Genomic DNA, 14,091 nt, shown 5'->3' with positions numbered 1-14,091 from the left:
TTAGGTCTGTTCGTTGCTGTTCAGCAACCGCCGCAATTGTAATAGAGGACGTCCCAGTGACTGCCCTCGTCCGCGTAGACGTTTCCGGACCCCGACTGGTACTGCGGAGCACCGTCGCCCCGCAGTCCGATGTAGGTGAACCGGTGGACGTAGTTGGTGAGACAGGTGGCCTTGCCCATGTCGAGCTTGTAGCCGTTCCAGTGGCTGTACGTGCCGCTGGCGTGGCCGGTCTCCGTGCCGCCGGTGATGTTGATGGCGCAGCCGCTCGCGTGCCGCAGGGTGACGGCGCCCTGCGCGGTGGCCAGGTTGAGCTGGTCGAAGGACGTGCAGGTGGCGACATTGCGGTTGGAACAGCCGCCCGACGACGACCAGGTGATGCCCGCCGAGCTGAACATGGACGTGGCCTGCGCGTGCGTCAGCTTGCTGACCGCGTAGGCGTCGGGGGCGGCGGCGAGGCCGACCCCCGGAGCGAAGAGCACGCCGAGCGCGAGAACGAACACGCTGAGGACGGCGCGAAGCGTGGGAGTGCTGCGGAACCTCATACAAGGGCCTCCTGCGGGATACGTGCAACCGGTGGGGCGGTTGGGCGTTGAGCGGGTGCCGCTGTGGTGCGTGACGAGTGTGCCCGAGTTCTACGCGCGTCCGCCAGAGGCCGTAGGTGAACGGGACCGGTCGCGAACGCGCACCACACGACCTTGCCGGGATCACGCCGCCCCACACCCCAGGCATCCGCGAGCTCCGCCACCAGCAGCAACCCGCGCCCGCCCTCGTCATCCCCAGCCTGGGGACGAGAGGCGGCCGCCCGGACGTCGCCTCCGCCGCTGTCGTGGACCTCGACGCGCAGCGTGCCGCCGTCCGCGTCGAGGGTGAGCTGCAGCCGGAAGCCGCGCCCCGGCGGCACGCCGTGCAGCAGGGCGTTGGTCGCCAACTCGCTCACGCACAGCAGCACATCGTCGCGCCGGTCGACCGCGCCCCACGCCTGGAGTGCCTCGGAGACGAAGGCACGGGCCGCAGGAACGGATCGCCGCTCGCGCCGGAAGAACGCCTCGCGAAAAATGCTCAGTTGATTGTTTTTGTCCATAGACAGACTGTCACAGTGAGTCACTAGAGTGGACCACAGCGTCAGGGCGTACGGATGGGTTGTACGCCGTGGGAATGCGTCATGGAGTGAGGTGGGCGGGAATGGGAAGCGTCATGCAACCGGCGAACAAACCCAAGAAGAATCCCTCGTGGCACGTGATCGGCGCCATGCTGGGCCACTTCCGCAGAGGGGCGGGATACACGCAGTTCGCGCTGGCGGAGCGGCTGTGTGTGCACGAGGAGACGATCGCGTCGATCGAGCAGGGTCGCCGCCCGCTGAAGGGGGATCTGGCGGGGAAGTTGGACGAACTGCTGGAGACGAAGGGGGCGCTGGGGGTAGGGGTCACGGAGATGCCGCAGCGGGAACGGTATCCGCTGTTCGCGCAGGACTTCATCGAACAGGAGCAGTTGGCGCTGACGTTGCTGAGCTACGAGAATCAGGTCGTTCCCGGACTCCTCCAAACCGAGGGGTACGCGCGGGCTGTCTTCTCCAACCTGTTCCCACCGATCAGCGATGAGGAGATCGGGGAGTCAACCTCCGCTCGGATCGACCGCCAAAAGGTCTTCGAGCGAAAGCCCTGGCCTCCGATGATGAACTACCTCGTTGAGGAGGTGGTGTTGCATCGGCCGATCGAGGGGGAGGCAATTCTTCGTGAGCAGATGCAGCATCTACGGAGATGCGCGGAACTCCCCTTCTTGGGACTCCAGATCATGCCAACGAACCGCCAGAGGCACGCTGGGCTGGCAGGTCCGATGGTGCTGCTGGAGACCCCGGATCACGATCAACTGGCCTATTTCGAGGGGCAACACCTCGGCATTCTCGTCGATGATCCCGACCAGGTCAGTACCTATCACCAGAAATATGGGATGCTGCGCTCGCAGGCCCTCACCCCCGAGGAGAGCATGGGTCTGCTGGACGATCTGCTAGGAGATGCATGAACCGCGCAGCAAGCCCACAGACCTTCGACGATCTGGCTTGGTTCAAGTCCAGCCACAGCAGCGACACCGGCGGCAACTGCGTCGAGATCGCCTACACCTGGCGCAAGTCCACTCACAGTGGCAGCGAGGGCGGCAACTGCATCGAGATCGCCGCCCACCCCCAAGCCGTCCACATCCGTGACTCCAAGGACCCCGACGGTCCGGCCCTGACGGTCTCACCCGCCGCCTGGACCCGCTTCGTCGCGTTCGCCGCCGGGGCCGACCTCAGCGTCTGACGACTCGGTTCACTCCTGCGGGTCGACACCAGCCCGCAGCAGCCCATACGCGTACGCGTCGTCCAGGGCCTGCCAGGAGGCCGCGATCACGTTCTCCGCGACGCCGACCGTGTTCCACTCGCCCTGGCGGTCGCTCGTGGTGATGAGCACGCGGGTGGTGGAGTCGGTGCCCTGGCGGCCTTCGAGGATGCGGACCTTGTAGTCGACGAGCTGGAGCTCGGCGAGCTGCGGATAGATCCGCTCCAGGGCGACCCGCAACGCGCGGTCCAGCGCGTTGACCGGGCCGTTGCCCTCTGCCGTGGCGACGATGCGCTCGCCCTTCGCCCACACCTTCACCGTCGCCTCGTTGGCGTGGATGCCGTCGGGGCGGTCCTCCACGATCGCTCGCCAGGACTCGACGCGGAAGTAGCGGCGGGGGCGACCGTTGATCTCGTCACGCAGCAACAGCTCGAAGGAGGCGTCCGCTGCTTCGTACGTGTAGCCCTGGAGCTCGCGCTCCTTCACCCTCGCGACGACCCGGCCGACGAGTTCGCGGTCGTCGCCGAGGTCGATGCCGAGCTCTTTGCCCTTGAGCTCGATGGAGGCGCGCCCGGCCATGTCGGAGACGAGCATCCGCATGGTGTTGCCGACCAGCTCGGGGTCGATGTGCTGGTAGAGGTCCGGGTCGACCTTGATGGCCGACGCGTGCAGGCCGGCCTTGTGAGCGAAGGCGGAGACGCCCACGTAGGGCTGGTGGGTGGAGGGTGCGAGGTTGACGACCTCTGCGATGGCGTGCGAGATGCGCGTCATCTCCGCCAGCGCGCCGTCGGGGAGCACCTTCTTGCCGTACTTGAGCTCCAGCGCCGCGACCACCGGGAACAGGTTGCTGTTGCCGACCCGCTCGCCGTAGCCGTTCGCCGTGCACTGCACGTGGGTCGCTCCGGCATCGACGGCGGCGAGCGTGTTGGCCACCGCGCAGCCCGTGTCGTCCTGGGCGTGGATACCCAGCCGCGCCTCGGTGTCGGCCAGGACGAGGCCCACCACGGCCTGGACCTGCGCCGGCAGCATGCCGCCGTTGGTGTCGCACAGCACGACGACGTCGGCGCCGGCCTCGTGCGCCGCCCTGACGACCTGCTTCGCGTACTCGGGGTTCGCCTTGTAGCCGTCGAAGAAGTGCTCGCAGTCGACGAACACCCGCCGTCCCTGCTCCCGCAGGTAGGAGACGGTGTCCCGGATCATCTCCAGGTTCTCGTCCAGCGTGGTGCGCAGCGCCAGCTCGACATGGCGGTCGTGCGATTTGGCGACCAGCGTGATCACCGGGGCATTGGAGTCCAGCAGCGCCTTGACCTGCATGTCCTCGGCGGCTTTCCCGCCGGGCCTACGGGTTGCCCCGAAGGCGACCAGCGTGGCGTTCCGCAGCTCCAGCTCGCCGGCCGCGCGGGCGAAGAACTCGGTGTCCCGGGGGTTGGCGCCCGGCCAGCCGCCCTCGATGAAGCCCACCCCGAAGTCGTCCAGGTGCCGGGCGATCGTCAGCTTGTCCGCGACGGTGAGGTTGATCCCCTCACGCTGCGCGCCGTCGCGCAGTGTGGTGTCGAAGACATGGAAGCTGTCGTCCAATACGGCTGTCATGGTGGTGAGGCTCCTGTCGGATGAGTGGTTACCGGAAGACCCGTCTCCACTTGCCCCCAATGATCCCTCGCGCTTCGCGTCCGGCATGGGTGGGCCGGGAAACGAAAAAACCCCTCGCGGATGCGAGAGGTCTGCACGCGGGTCTGGGACACGGTGGTCGCTGCCGTACGTTTTCTACGGGGCGCTCACTGCGGACCGGCGTGCGCTGTCCATAATGATGACGTTGGAGAGCACGGCAGCAGTGTGGCACAGACCCGCCCCCGTGCTCCGCCCCGTCTCAGGATGCGAGCGCTTGCTCACGGTCCGGCGTGTCGCTCCCCACCCGGTGCAGGTCGATCTCCCGCGTCTCGCGCATCGACAGGTACACGACGAGCGAGACGGCCGCGCAGCCCGCCACGTACCAGTAGTAGCCGGACTCGATACCGCCCTTCTTGAACCACAGGGCGACGTATTCCGCGGTGCCGCCGAACAGGGCGTTGGCGAGGGCGTACGGCAGGGCGACGCCCAGGGCGCGGATGTGGGTCGGGAAGAGCTCGGCCTTCACGCAGGCGTTGATCGACGTGTAGCCCGTGACGACCACCAGCGCGAGCAGGGCGAGGCCCAGGGCCGACCAGAAGCCGCTGACGTGCCGGAGCGTCGTCATGATCGGGACGGTGAGAAAGGTCGAGCCGACCGCGAAGGTGATCAGCAGCGGCCGTCGGCCGATGCGGTCCGACAGCCCTCCCGCGAGCGGTTGCAGGCAGGCGAAGACCGTCAGCGCGCAGAAGCTGACCAGGGTCGCGGTCTGCTGGGGCAGTCCCGCGCTGCCGGCCAGGTACTTCGTGAGGTAGACGGTGTACGTGTAGTACGCGACCGTGCCGCCCATCGTGAGCGCCATGACCAGGAACGCCTCGCGCCGGTGCTTCCACAGCGTCGCCAGCGTTCCGCTCTCCTCCCCCGCTTCCGCGGACGCCACCTCGTACACGCCGGTCTCCAGCATGTTGCGCCGCAGGTAGAAGACGACCGCGGCGCCGAGGGCGCCGACGATGAACGGGATCCGCCAGCCCCAGCTGTGCAGCGCGCCGTCCGACATCGTGTGCTGCAGGATGATCTGCAGCCCGAGCCCGATGAGCTGGCCGACCGTCATCGACACGTACTGGAAACTGGAGGCGAACCCCCGGCGGCCGGGCGCCGACGCCTCCGTCAGGTACGTGGCGCTCGCCGCGTACTCGCCACCCACCGACAGGCCCTGCAGCAGCCGCGCCACCAGCAGGACGGCCGCGCCGCCGTACCCGGCGACCGCGTATGTCGGTGCCGCCGCGATCAGCACCGCGCTCGCCGACATCAGGGAGACCGACAGCGTCAGCGCGGCCTTCCGGCCCTTCCGGTCACCGATCCGGCCGAGCAGCCAGCCACCCACCGGCCGCATGAAGAACCCGACGGCGAAGATGCCCATCGTGTTCAGCATCTGGGCGGTCTGGTCCCCCTTGGGGAAGAACGAGGCCGCGAAGTAGGTCGCGAACGTCGAGTACACGAACCAGTCGAACCACTCGACCATGTTGCCCGCCGAGCCGACCCAGATCTTCCTCCAGTGCCGGTGTCCGTCGGCGCGCCCCACGGTGCTGTCGGTGCTCATGGTCAACGACCGTGCCGGAATGAGCGGTTCCCCCGCAAGGGCGCCTCCGCCCGCACCGGCTCAGGCGGTGGGCGCGAACAACCCGTCCTGGAGGAACTCCCGCACGTGGCCGAGGACCGCTTCGCGGTCGGTGCCGGGCAGGCCGACGACGAGGTGGGTGCCGAAGCCGTCGAGCAGCGCGCGAAGCCGGACGGAGAAGCGTTCGGGGTCCACGGGGCGGAACTCGCCCCGGGAGATGCCCTCGGCGAGCAGCGCCACCAGGTCCCGGTGCCAGGCGAGCTCCAGGGAGAGCTGCCGTCGCAGACCTTCCTCGCCGAGCTGGGAGCGGGTCCAGACCTCGGACCAGAGCACCCAGTGCGGATCACGGGGCCCGTCGGCGAGGTAGTGGTCGACGATCAGGTCGAGCCGCTCGCCGGCGGGCAGCGGGCGGGACAGCAGGGCGCGACGCTGGGCGCCGAGCTGTTCCTCGCTCCACTCCAGGGTCTGCAGCAGCAGCTCGTCCTTGCTGCCGAAGTAGTAGAGGACGTGGCCGCTGCTCATGCCGACCTCGCGGCCGAGGCCGGCGAGGGTCAGTTCGGCCAGGCCGTGCTCCGCGATGGCCGTCATCGCGGCGGCCATCACCAGCTCACGGGGCTGCTTGAGTCGGCGCCTGGCGCGGGGCTGTCCTGTCACCGCGTCCTCCGGCCGGCTGTGATCTGTCCCTGGCTCGCGTGCGGTCACACCCGGGGCTGCTGTTGGGTGATGCAGTGGATGCCGCCGCCGTGCGCGAAGATCGTGCGGGCTTCGACGAGGACCACGTCGCGCTCGGGGAAGAGCCGGCCGAAGATCTCCGCGTTGACCCGGTCGGCCGGGTCGTCGAAGGAGCACAGCACGACGGCGCCGTTGCACAGGTAGTGGTTGACGTAAGAGTAGTCGACCAGTTCGCCGTCCTCCCCGGTGACCGAGGGGGCGGGCAGCTCGACGACCTCCAGGGCGCGGCCGCGCGCGTCGGTGGCGGAGGCGAGCAGTTTGATCGTCTCCTGCGACACGGCGTGGTCCGGGTGCGACGGGTCCTGCTGGCTGTGGACGACGACCGTGCCGGGTCGGACGAACGCGGCGAGAATGTCGATATGTCCACGGGTACCGAAGGTCCCGTAGTCGGCGGTCAGCCCACGCGGCAGCCAGATCGCCTTCGTCGTCCCGAGATGGGCGTGCAGTTCCTCCTCCACCCGCTCCTTCGTCCACCCGGGGTTGCGGCCCGGGTCGAGCTGGACGGTCTCGGTGAGCAGGACCGTGCCCTCGCCGTCGACGTGAATGCCGCCGCCCTCGTTGACCAGCGGCGAGGCGTAGCCGCGCGCACCGGCCAGCCCGGCGACCTCCGCGCCGACCTGCGAGTCCAGGTCCCACCGCGCCCACTCCTGGGCGCCCCAGCCGTTGAACACCCAGTTCGCGGAGGCCAGTTCGCCGTCACGGACCAGGAACGTCGGGCCCATGTCGCGCATCCACGCGTCGTTGAGCGGCCGCTCCACGACCTCGACCCGGCTGCCGAGCAGCGAGCGGGCCGCGTCGCCGTCACCGGGCGTGGTGAGGACGGTGACGGGCTCGTAGCGGCTGATGGTGCGCGCGACCTCGGCCCAGGCGCGGCGGGAGGCGTCGAGGTCCTCGGCGTCCGCGAAGGTCCTGTTGGGCGACGGCAGCGCCATCCACGTGCGGGCGTGCGGGGCCCACTCGGGGGGCATCCGGAAGCCGTCGGCGGCGGGAGTGTGCGGCATGGGTCGGGTCCTTGTCACAAGAAGTACAGGCGGTTGAGGGAGACCCGGTCGGCGGGTTCCGAGCGCAGCGGGTCACCGTCGAGGGTCACCAGGCCGGTGCCGCCGTCCACGTCCACTTGGCCGGTGCGGGAGTTGAACCGCAGGTCGGCGGGTCCGATGCCGCGCGTGCCGCGCACCGCGACCCGGCGGCGCCGGGTCGGCATCCGGTCGTCCGCCGACTCGGCCGCCGCGCGGGCGACGAAGGCGACGGACAGGTCGGCCGCGGTCGCGCCGTGCGCCCCGAACAGCGGGCCGATGACGAGGGGTTCGCAGTCGTCGGTGGCCGCGTTCGGGTCGCCGGTGACGCCGTAGGCGGGGAAGCCCGACTTGAGGACCATCTGCGGCTTGGCGCCGAAGTACTGCGGCTTCCACAGCACGATGTCGGCGAGCTTGCCGATTTCGAGCGAGCCCACCTCGTGGGCGAGGCCGTGGGCGATGGCCGGGTTGATGGTGAGCTTGGCGATGTAGCGCAGCACGCGCCCGTTGTCGTCGGCGGGCCCGTCGCCCTCCATCGGCCCCCGCTCGGCCTTCATCTTCCCGGCCATCTGGAACGTGCGGCGCACGGTCTCGCCCGCCCTCCCCATCCCTTGCGCGTCCGAGGAGGTGATGCCGATGGCACCCAGGTCGTGCAGCACGTCCTCGGCACCCATCGTCCCGGCGCGGATCCGGTCGCGGGCCATGGCCGCGTCGCCGGGCAGGTCGGTCTTGAGGTCGTGGACCGAAACGATCATGCCGTAGTGCTCGGCGACCGCGTCCCGCCCGAACGGCAGCGTCGGGTTGGTGGAGGAGCCGATGACGTTCCGCACGCCCGCCATCTTCAGGACGTTCGGCACGTGCCCGCCGCCGCAGCCCTCGATGTGGAAGGCGTGGATCGTTCGCCCGTCCAGGACGGACAGGGTGTCCTCCACCGACAGGCACTCGTTCAGCCCGTCGCTGTGCAGCGCCACCTGGACGTCGTGCTCCTCGGCGACCCGCAGCGCGGTGTCCAGCGCGCGGGTGTGCGCACCCATGTCCTCGTGCACCTTGAAGCCGGAGGCTCCGCCCTCGGCGAGCGCCTCGACCAGCGGGGCGGGATCGGAGGAGGAGCCGCGGGCCAGGAAGCCGATGTTGACCGGCCAGGCGTCGAAGGAGTTGAACGCGTGCCGCAGCGCCCAGGGCGAGTTGACGCCGACGCCCCACACCGGGCCGAACTCCTGGCCGATGATCGTGGTGACGCCCGAGGCCAGCGAGGCCTCCATGATGCGGGGCGAGAGCAGGTGGACGTGGGTGTCCACGGAACCGGCCGTCGCGATCAGGCCCTCGCCGGAGACGATGGTCGTGCCGGTGCCGACGACGACGTCGACCCCGTCGAGGGTGTCCGGGTTACCCGCCCGGCCGATCGAGTGGATCCGGCCCTCGCGGATACCGATGGACACCTTGCGGATGCCCAGCACCGCGTCGATCACCAAGACGTTGCTGATCACGACGTCACAGGTGTCGCGGACCGCGGCGGCCTTGAGGTGCATCCCGTCGCGGGCGGTCTTGCCGAAGCCCGCCAGGAACTCGTCGCCCGGCTGCTGCGCGTCGGACTCGACGCGGACGACGAGCCCGGAGTCGCCCAGCCGCACCCGGTCCCCGGCGCGGGGCCCGTGGACGGCCACGTACTCGCGCGGATCGATCCCGGTCATGAGCCCTCCGAGGGATTTCCGGCGCCGAGGTAGCCGCAGGCGGCGGCTCTGCGCAGGGCCTCCGCGCCTGCGCCGGGCGCGTCCAGCGGGCCGTCCACCAGCCCGGCGAATCCGATCGCGACGCGGGCTCCGCCGATCGGCACCAGGCCCACCTGCGCGGACTCCCCCGGCCCGAAGCGCACCGACGACCCCGCCGGGACGGCGAGCCGCATGCCGTACGCGGCGGACCGGTCGAAGTCCAGCCGCGGGTTGGCCTCGAAGAAGTGGAAGTGCGAGGTGACGCTGACCGGCACGGTCGCGGTGTTGTGCACGGTCAGCGTCACGGACGGAGCCCGATCGGGGACCGCCGGGCCGGTCAGTACGGCGCCGGGGGCGCCGTCGCCGAGGAGGCCGGCGCCGATCGGATCGGTGACGACCGCCAGCCGGGAGCCGTCGTCGAAGACCGCCTCGACGTGCACCTCCCTGACCACGTCGGCCACTCCGGGCAGCACGTCCTCCGGCCCGAGGACGGCCTGACCCGCCGCGATGGCCTCGGCCAGCCGCCGGCCGTCCCTGGCCGCCTCGCAGACGGCGTCGGCGATCAGCGCGGTCGCCTCCGGCACGTTCAGCCGCAGGCCGCGCGCCCGGCGGGCCCGCGCCAGCTCGGCGGCACCGAAGAGCAGCAGGCGGTCCCGCTCGGTCGGGGTCAGTCGCACGGCGCGCCTCCCGGCGTGGAGATCAAGGAGAATTAGAGCGCCACTCTAACAACCACACCCTGAGAGGGAAAGGATATGACCGGCTCGCGCTCGACAATATTCGAGCGCTGCTCTAAAAGAGGCCCACCGCCGGGAACGCACAAGCGCCCGCGTCCGGTCCCTGGGAAGGAACCGGACGCGGGCGCTCGGTGAAGAAATCGACGCGGGCCTCAGCCCAGCTGGTGCATCCAGCCGTGCGGGTCGGGGGCGGTGCCGGTCTGGATGGCGAGCAGCGCTTCGCGCAGCTTCATCGTCACCTCGCCCGGGTTGCCGTCGGCGACGGTCCAGTCGGCGCGGGTCGACTTGACCGAGCCGACGGGGGTGATCACGGCGGCGGTGCCGCACGCGAAGACCTCGGTGATGGAGCCGTCGGCGCAGCCACGCTTCCAGTCCTCGACGGAGATCCGACCCTCGCTGACCTCATAGCCCAGGTCGGCGGCGATCCGCAGCAGCGAGTCGCGGGTGATGCCGGGGAGCAGCGAGCCGGTGAGGGCGGGGGTGAGGATTTTGTTGCCGGACACGAAGTACAGGTTCATGCCCCCCATCTCCTCGATCCAGCTGCGCTCGATCGCGTCCAGCCAGACGACCTGGTCGCAGCCGTGCTCGATGGCCTGTGCCTGGGCGACGAGGGACGCGGCGTAGTTGCCGCCCGCCTTCGCGGCGCCGGTGCCGCCGGGCGCGGCGCGCACGTACTCCTCGGAGAGCCAGACGGAGACCGGCTTCACGCCGCCGGCGAAGTACGCGCCGGCGGGCGAGGCGATCACCATGAAGAGGTACTCGTTGGCCGGCTTGACGCCCAGCCCGACCTCGGTGGCGAACATGAAGGGACGCAGGTAGAGCGACTGCTCGCCCGCGCTGGGCACCCATGCCTTGTCCTGGCCGACGATCGCGTCGACGGCCTCGATGAACGTCTCGATCGGCAGTTCGGGCATGGCGAGGCGGCGCGCGGAGTCCTGGAAGCGCTTGGCGTTGGCCTCGGGACGGAAGGTGGCGACCGTGCCGTCGGGCTGGCGGTACGCCTTCAGGCCCTCGAAGATCGTCTGCGCGTAGTGCAGCGTCATGTTCGCCGGGTCGATGGAGAGCGGGGCGTACGGCACGAGCTGCGCGTCGTGCCAGCCACGGCCCTCGGTCCACCGGATCGTCACCATGTTGTCGGTGAAGTGGCGGCCGAACCCGGGCTTGGCGAGGATCGCCTCGCGCTCCGCGTCGGACAGCGGGTGCGAGGAAGGCTTGAGCTCGATCGTGGGCGTCGTCATGTCTGCGTGTCCTTCACCGTGAGGTCATGGCGGACCGCACCCGCCGTCCCAGTGCTTGGACGTCCGAGTTTCCCCTCGCACAGCGGCCCCACCGCTGATTATCGCAGCGATGGGGCCATAGGCATAAATGTGCGGCCCGGGGTTGATGGTCGCACCCGGCCGGGCCGTAGGCCCAGGGGGTGGGGGCTAGCCGGCTACTCGTGCGGCCAGCGCGTCGCCTACCTGCACGGTGGTGCGGGGGGTGGAGCGCTCGGCGAGGTCGGCGTGCACGGCCTTCTCGACGCGGGCGGCCTCGTCGGCGTAGCCCAGGTGCTGGAGCAGCAGGGCCACGGAGAGGATCGTCGCGGTCGGGTCGGCCCTTGCTCTGGCCGGCGATGTCCGGGGCGGAGCCGTGCACCGGCTCGAACATCGAGGGGAAGTCGCCGCCGGGGTTGATGTTGCCGCTGGCGGCGACTCCGATGCCGCCGGATACGGCGGCGGCGAGGTCGGTGATGATGTCGCCGAAGAGGTTGTCGGTGACGATCACGTCGAAGCGCGCGGGGTCGGTGACGAGGAAGATCGTCGCCGCGTCCACATGCAGGTAGTCCGTGGTGACGTCAGGGAACTCTTCGCCGACCTTGTTGAAGATGTTCGTCCACAGGTGGCCGGCGTACACGAGCACGTTGTTCTTGTGGACCAGCGTGAGCTTCTTGCGCGGACGGGCCTGGGCGCGGGCGTAGGCGTCACGCACCACGCGCTCGATGCCGAACGCGGTGTTCAGGCTGACCTCGGTGGCCACCTCGTGCGGGGTGCCCGTCCTGATGGAGCCGCCGTTGCCGGTGTACGGACCCTCGGTGCCCTCGCGGACCACGACGAAGTCGATGTCCGGGCTGCCGGCCAGCGGGGTGGCCACGCCGGGGAAGAGCTTGCTGGGGCGGAGGTTGACGTGGTGGTCGAAGGCGAAGCGGAGCTTCAGCAGGAAGCCGCGCTCCAGCACTCCGGACGGCACCGACGGGTCGCCGATCGCGCCGAGCAGGATCGCGTCGTGCTCCTTGAGCTGCGTCAGGTCGTCCTCAGTGAGCGTCTCACCCGTCGCGTGGTAACGCTTGGCTCCGAAATCGAAGGATTTCGTCTCCAACTTCACGTCCGAAGGGAGGACGGCGGCCAGGACCTTGAGGCCTTCGGCCACGACCTCCTGGCCGATTCCGTCACCGGGGATCACTGCGAGGCTGAGGGTGCGAGACATACGGGAAACCCTACTCGGCGTCCCATTGAATGACACTTGGTGTCCGCATGACGGACACATGGGAGGGTGGCCATGGCCCGTTCACCCGCAGTACGACTACGAGTCGAACAGTGCTGCGAGATTGCGCCACATGGACACACCACGTATGGGTATCGCGGACAAGCTCGCCGACCGGATGAGCATGGCCGAACAACATGAATACCTGCGTTCCCGGCTGACCCGCCGCGGAGTCATCCGCGGCACGGTCGCCGCCGCCGGAGCGGTGGCGGGCGCCGGGCTGCTGAGCGGCACCGCGAACGCCGCCTCGCCCTCCCCCACCCTGCTGGGCAGGCCCGCGACCGGGCACCACGTCAGCGGCTCCCTCGTCGCCCCCTTCGGCCGCCACCTCGCCTTCGGCGCGGATCCCCAGACCCAGTTCCGGGTCTCGTGGCAGGTCCCGCTCGCCGTCAGGAAGCCCTTCATCCGGGTGGGCCTCAAGCCCTGGGCCCTCAGCCACAAGATCCAGGCCGAGGTCCGCGCGCTGCACACCCCGCAGCTGCTCAACAGCAAGCTGCCGCCGGTGGACCAGTACTACCTGCACGCCGCGCTGGACGGGCTGCACCCCGGCACCACGTACTACTACGGCGTCGGCCACGAGGGCTTCGACCCGGCCTCGGGCCAGGCCTTCGGCACCATCGGCACCTTCACCACCGCGCCGGCGCACAAGGGTGAGCGCTTCACGTTCACCGCGTTCGGCGACCAGGGCGTCAGTTACCACGCGCTCGCCAACGACAGCCTGATCCTGGCGCAGAACCCGGCGTTCCACCTGCACGCCGGTGACATCTGCTACGCCGACCCGGCCGGTTCCGGCCAGCAGTCCGACTCGTCCGTCTACGACGCGCGGACCTGGGACCAGTTCCTCGCCCAGACCGAGTCGGTCGCGGCCCGCGTCCCGTGGATGGTGACGACCGGCAACCACGACATGGAGGCCTGGTACTCCCCCAACGGCTACGGCGGCCAGGACGCCCGCTGGAGCCTGCCGGGCAACGGCCCGGACCCGAAGAACCAGCCGGGGGCGTACTCCTTCGTCTACGGCAACACCGCCGTCGTGGCCCTCGACGCGAACGACGTCTCGTACGAGATCCCGGCCAACTACGACATCAGCGGCGGCAAGCAGACCGCGTGGCTGGACAAGCGCCTGGGCGAGCTGCGCAAGCAGCGCGGCATCGACTTCATCGTGGTCTTCTTCCACCACTGCGCCTTCTCGACCACCAACTCGCACGCCTCCGACGGCGGTGTGCAGGAGAAGTGGGTGCCGCTCTTCGAGAAGCACCAGGTCGACCTGGTCGTCAACGGCCACAACCACGTCTACGAGCGCACCGACGCGATCCGCGGCGGCAAGGTCTCGAAGCCGGTCGCCATCGGCGACACGGTGCACCCCGAGCGGGACGGCGTCGTCTACGTGACGGCCGGCGGCGCGGGCCGCAGCCTCTACGACTTCCCGGCGCCCGACTCGTACGAGGGCCACGAGCACCACGTCGACTCGGTCGCCACCTGGCACTCGGCCAAGGGCGGCGGCAAGGTCACCGAGAACGTCACCTGGTCGCGGGTCCGCTACACGGGCTACTCGTTCATCGCGGTCGAGGTCGAGCCGGCGTCCTCCGGACGGACGGCGACGCTGACGGTCTCCGCGCTGGCGGAGACGGGCGAGCGCGTGGATCACTTCACGGTAGCCCGAAGGGCGAAGTGAAGAACCGGCACAGCACGGTAGCCCGAAGGGCGAAGTGAAGAACCGGCACAGCACGGTAGCCCGAAGGGCGAAGTGAAGAACCGGCACAGCACGGTGGCGCGGCGCGCGAAGTGAAGAACCGACACAGCACGGTGGCGCGGCGCGCGAAGTGAAGAACCGACACAGCACGGTGG

At 69.7% G+C, this 14,091-nt stretch carries 12 protein-coding genes and 1 pseudogene; 3 read left to right on the top strand and 10 right to left on the bottom strand.

Features of this window, described 5'->3' with window-relative positions:
• Positions 1 to 20: 20 nt before the first annotated feature.
• Positions 21 to 542, bottom strand: a complete 522-nt coding sequence (locus M2266_RS25405; RefSeq protein ID WP_277440276.1) for a hypothetical protein — start codon at positions 540 to 542, stop codon at positions 21 to 23.
• Entirely contained in the window at positions 539 to 1,081 is a 543-nt protein-coding gene (locus tag M2266_RS25400) for an ATP-binding protein (protein ID WP_346780932.1), read from the bottom strand. The genes M2266_RS25405 and M2266_RS25400 overlap by 4 nt, the downstream gene beginning before the upstream one ends.
• Before the next feature lie 101 nt (positions 1,082 to 1,182).
• Between M2266_RS25400 and M2266_RS25395 the strand changes: the two genes are divergently transcribed.
• Both M2266_RS25395 and M2266_RS25390 read left to right on the top strand, forming a co-directional pair.
• Entirely contained in the window at positions 1,183 to 2,019 is an 837-nt protein-coding gene (locus tag M2266_RS25395) for a helix-turn-helix transcriptional regulator (RefSeq protein ID WP_277440275.1), read from the top strand.
• A complete protein-coding gene (locus M2266_RS25390; protein ID WP_277440274.1) occupies positions 2,016 to 2,294 on the top strand; it encodes a DUF397 domain-containing protein in 279 nt (92 codons plus the stop codon). Before M2266_RS25395 ends, M2266_RS25390 begins: the two co-directional genes overlap by 4 nt.
• A 9-nt stretch (positions 2,295 to 2,303) precedes the next feature.
• Here the strand turns inward: M2266_RS25390 and cimA are convergent, their stop codons facing one another.
• The 8 genes and pseudogenes from cimA to M2266_RS25350 all read right to left on the bottom strand — a co-directional run bounded on the left by cimA (position 2,304) and on the right by M2266_RS25350 (position 12,189).
• Complete coding sequence (cimA, locus tag M2266_RS25385; RefSeq protein ID WP_277440273.1) at positions 2,304 to 3,902, bottom strand: citramalate synthase; 1,599 nt, start codon at positions 3,900 to 3,902, stop codon at positions 2,304 to 2,306.
• 277 nt (positions 3,903 to 4,179) lie between these two features.
• Positions 4,180 to 5,517: an MFS transporter gene (locus tag M2266_RS25380; RefSeq protein WP_277440272.1), complete on the bottom strand. Its 1,338-nt coding sequence runs from the start codon at positions 5,515 to 5,517 to the stop codon at positions 4,180 to 4,182.
• A gap of 60 nt (positions 5,518 to 5,577) precedes the next feature.
• Positions 5,578 to 6,135 carry a TetR/AcrR family transcriptional regulator gene (locus M2266_RS25375; RefSeq protein WP_277441347.1) on the bottom strand — a complete coding sequence of 186 codons (558 nt, stop codon included), beginning with the start codon at positions 6,133 to 6,135 and terminating at the stop codon, positions 5,578 to 5,580.
• 98 nt (positions 6,136 to 6,233) lie between these two features.
• Positions 6,234 to 7,268: an agmatine deiminase family protein gene (locus tag M2266_RS25370; protein ID WP_277440271.1), complete on the bottom strand. Its 1,035-nt coding sequence runs from the start codon at positions 7,266 to 7,268 to the stop codon at positions 6,234 to 6,236.
• Positions 7,269 to 7,282: 14 nt separating this feature from the next.
• A complete protein-coding gene (locus M2266_RS25365; RefSeq protein ID WP_277440270.1) occupies positions 7,283 to 8,974 on the bottom strand; it encodes an urease subunit alpha in 1,692 nt (563 codons plus the stop codon).
• Positions 8,971 to 9,669, bottom strand: coding sequence for an urease subunit gamma (gene ureA / locus M2266_RS25360; RefSeq protein WP_277440269.1), 699 nt, complete (start codon positions 9,667 to 9,669; stop codon positions 8,971 to 8,973). The genes M2266_RS25365 and ureA overlap by 4 nt, the downstream gene beginning before the upstream one ends.
• A gap of 209 nt (positions 9,670 to 9,878) precedes the next feature.
• On the bottom strand, positions 9,879 to 10,964 hold the full coding sequence (locus M2266_RS25355) for a branched-chain amino acid aminotransferase (protein ID WP_277440268.1): 1,086 nt from the start codon (positions 10,962 to 10,964) through the stop codon (positions 9,879 to 9,881).
• Between the two features lie 186 nt (positions 10,965 to 11,150).
• A pseudogene (locus tag M2266_RS25350) lies at positions 11,151 to 12,189 on the bottom strand (3-isopropylmalate dehydrogenase).
• A gap of 130 nt (positions 12,190 to 12,319) precedes the next feature.
• Here M2266_RS25350 and M2266_RS25345 point away from each other — a divergent pair.
• Complete coding sequence (locus tag M2266_RS25345; protein ID WP_277440267.1) at positions 12,320 to 13,918, top strand: metallophosphoesterase family protein; 1,599 nt, start codon at positions 12,320 to 12,322, stop codon at positions 13,916 to 13,918.
• The last annotated feature ends 173 nt before the right edge of the window (positions 13,919 to 14,091 follow it).

Source organism: Streptomyces sp. SPB162, from assembly GCF_029504575.1.
Taxonomy (GTDB): domain Bacteria; phylum Actinomycetota; class Actinomycetes; order Streptomycetales; family Streptomycetaceae; genus Actinacidiphila.
This window is presented reverse-complemented; position numbering and strand designations above follow the sequence as displayed.

What these genes read in the sequence shown, in the direction of transcription:
- M2266_RS25380 (WP_277440272.1), bottom strand. Translation starts at nt 5,517, where the DNA reads ATGAGCACCGACAGCACCGTGGGGCGCGCCGACGGACACCGGCACTGG.
- M2266_RS25355 (WP_277440268.1), bottom strand. Translation starts at nt 10,964, where the DNA reads ATGACGACGCCCACGATCGAGCTCAAGCCTTCCTCGCACCCGCTGTCC.
- cimA (WP_277440273.1), bottom strand. Translation starts at nt 3,902, where the DNA reads ATGACAGCCGTATTGGACGACAGCTTCCATGTCTTCGACACCACACTG.
- M2266_RS25395 (WP_277440275.1), top strand. Translation starts at nt 1,183, where the DNA reads ATGGGAAGCGTCATGCAACCGGCGAACAAACCCAAGAAGAATCCCTCG.
- M2266_RS25375 (WP_277441347.1), bottom strand. Translation starts at nt 6,135, where the DNA reads ATGGCCGCCGCGATGACGGCCATCGCGGAGCACGGCCTGGCCGAACTG.
- M2266_RS25370 (WP_277440271.1), bottom strand. Translation starts at nt 7,268, where the DNA reads ATGCCGCACACTCCCGCCGCCGACGGCTTCCGGATGCCCCCCGAGTGG.
- M2266_RS25345 (WP_277440267.1), top strand. Translation starts at nt 12,320, where the DNA reads ATGGACACACCACGTATGGGTATCGCGGACAAGCTCGCCGACCGGATG.
- M2266_RS25400 (WP_346780932.1), bottom strand. Translation starts at nt 1,081, where the DNA reads ATGGACAAAAACAATCAACTGAGCATTTTTCGCGAGGCGTTCTTCCGG.
- M2266_RS25405 (WP_277440276.1), bottom strand. Translation starts at nt 542, where the DNA reads ATGAGGTTCCGCAGCACTCCCACGCTTCGCGCCGTCCTCAGCGTGTTC.
- M2266_RS25390 (WP_277440274.1), top strand. Translation starts at nt 2,016, where the DNA reads ATGAACCGCGCAGCAAGCCCACAGACCTTCGACGATCTGGCTTGGTTC.
- M2266_RS25365 (WP_277440270.1), bottom strand. Translation starts at nt 8,974, where the DNA reads ATGACCGGGATCGATCCGCGCGAGTACGTGGCCGTCCACGGGCCCCGC.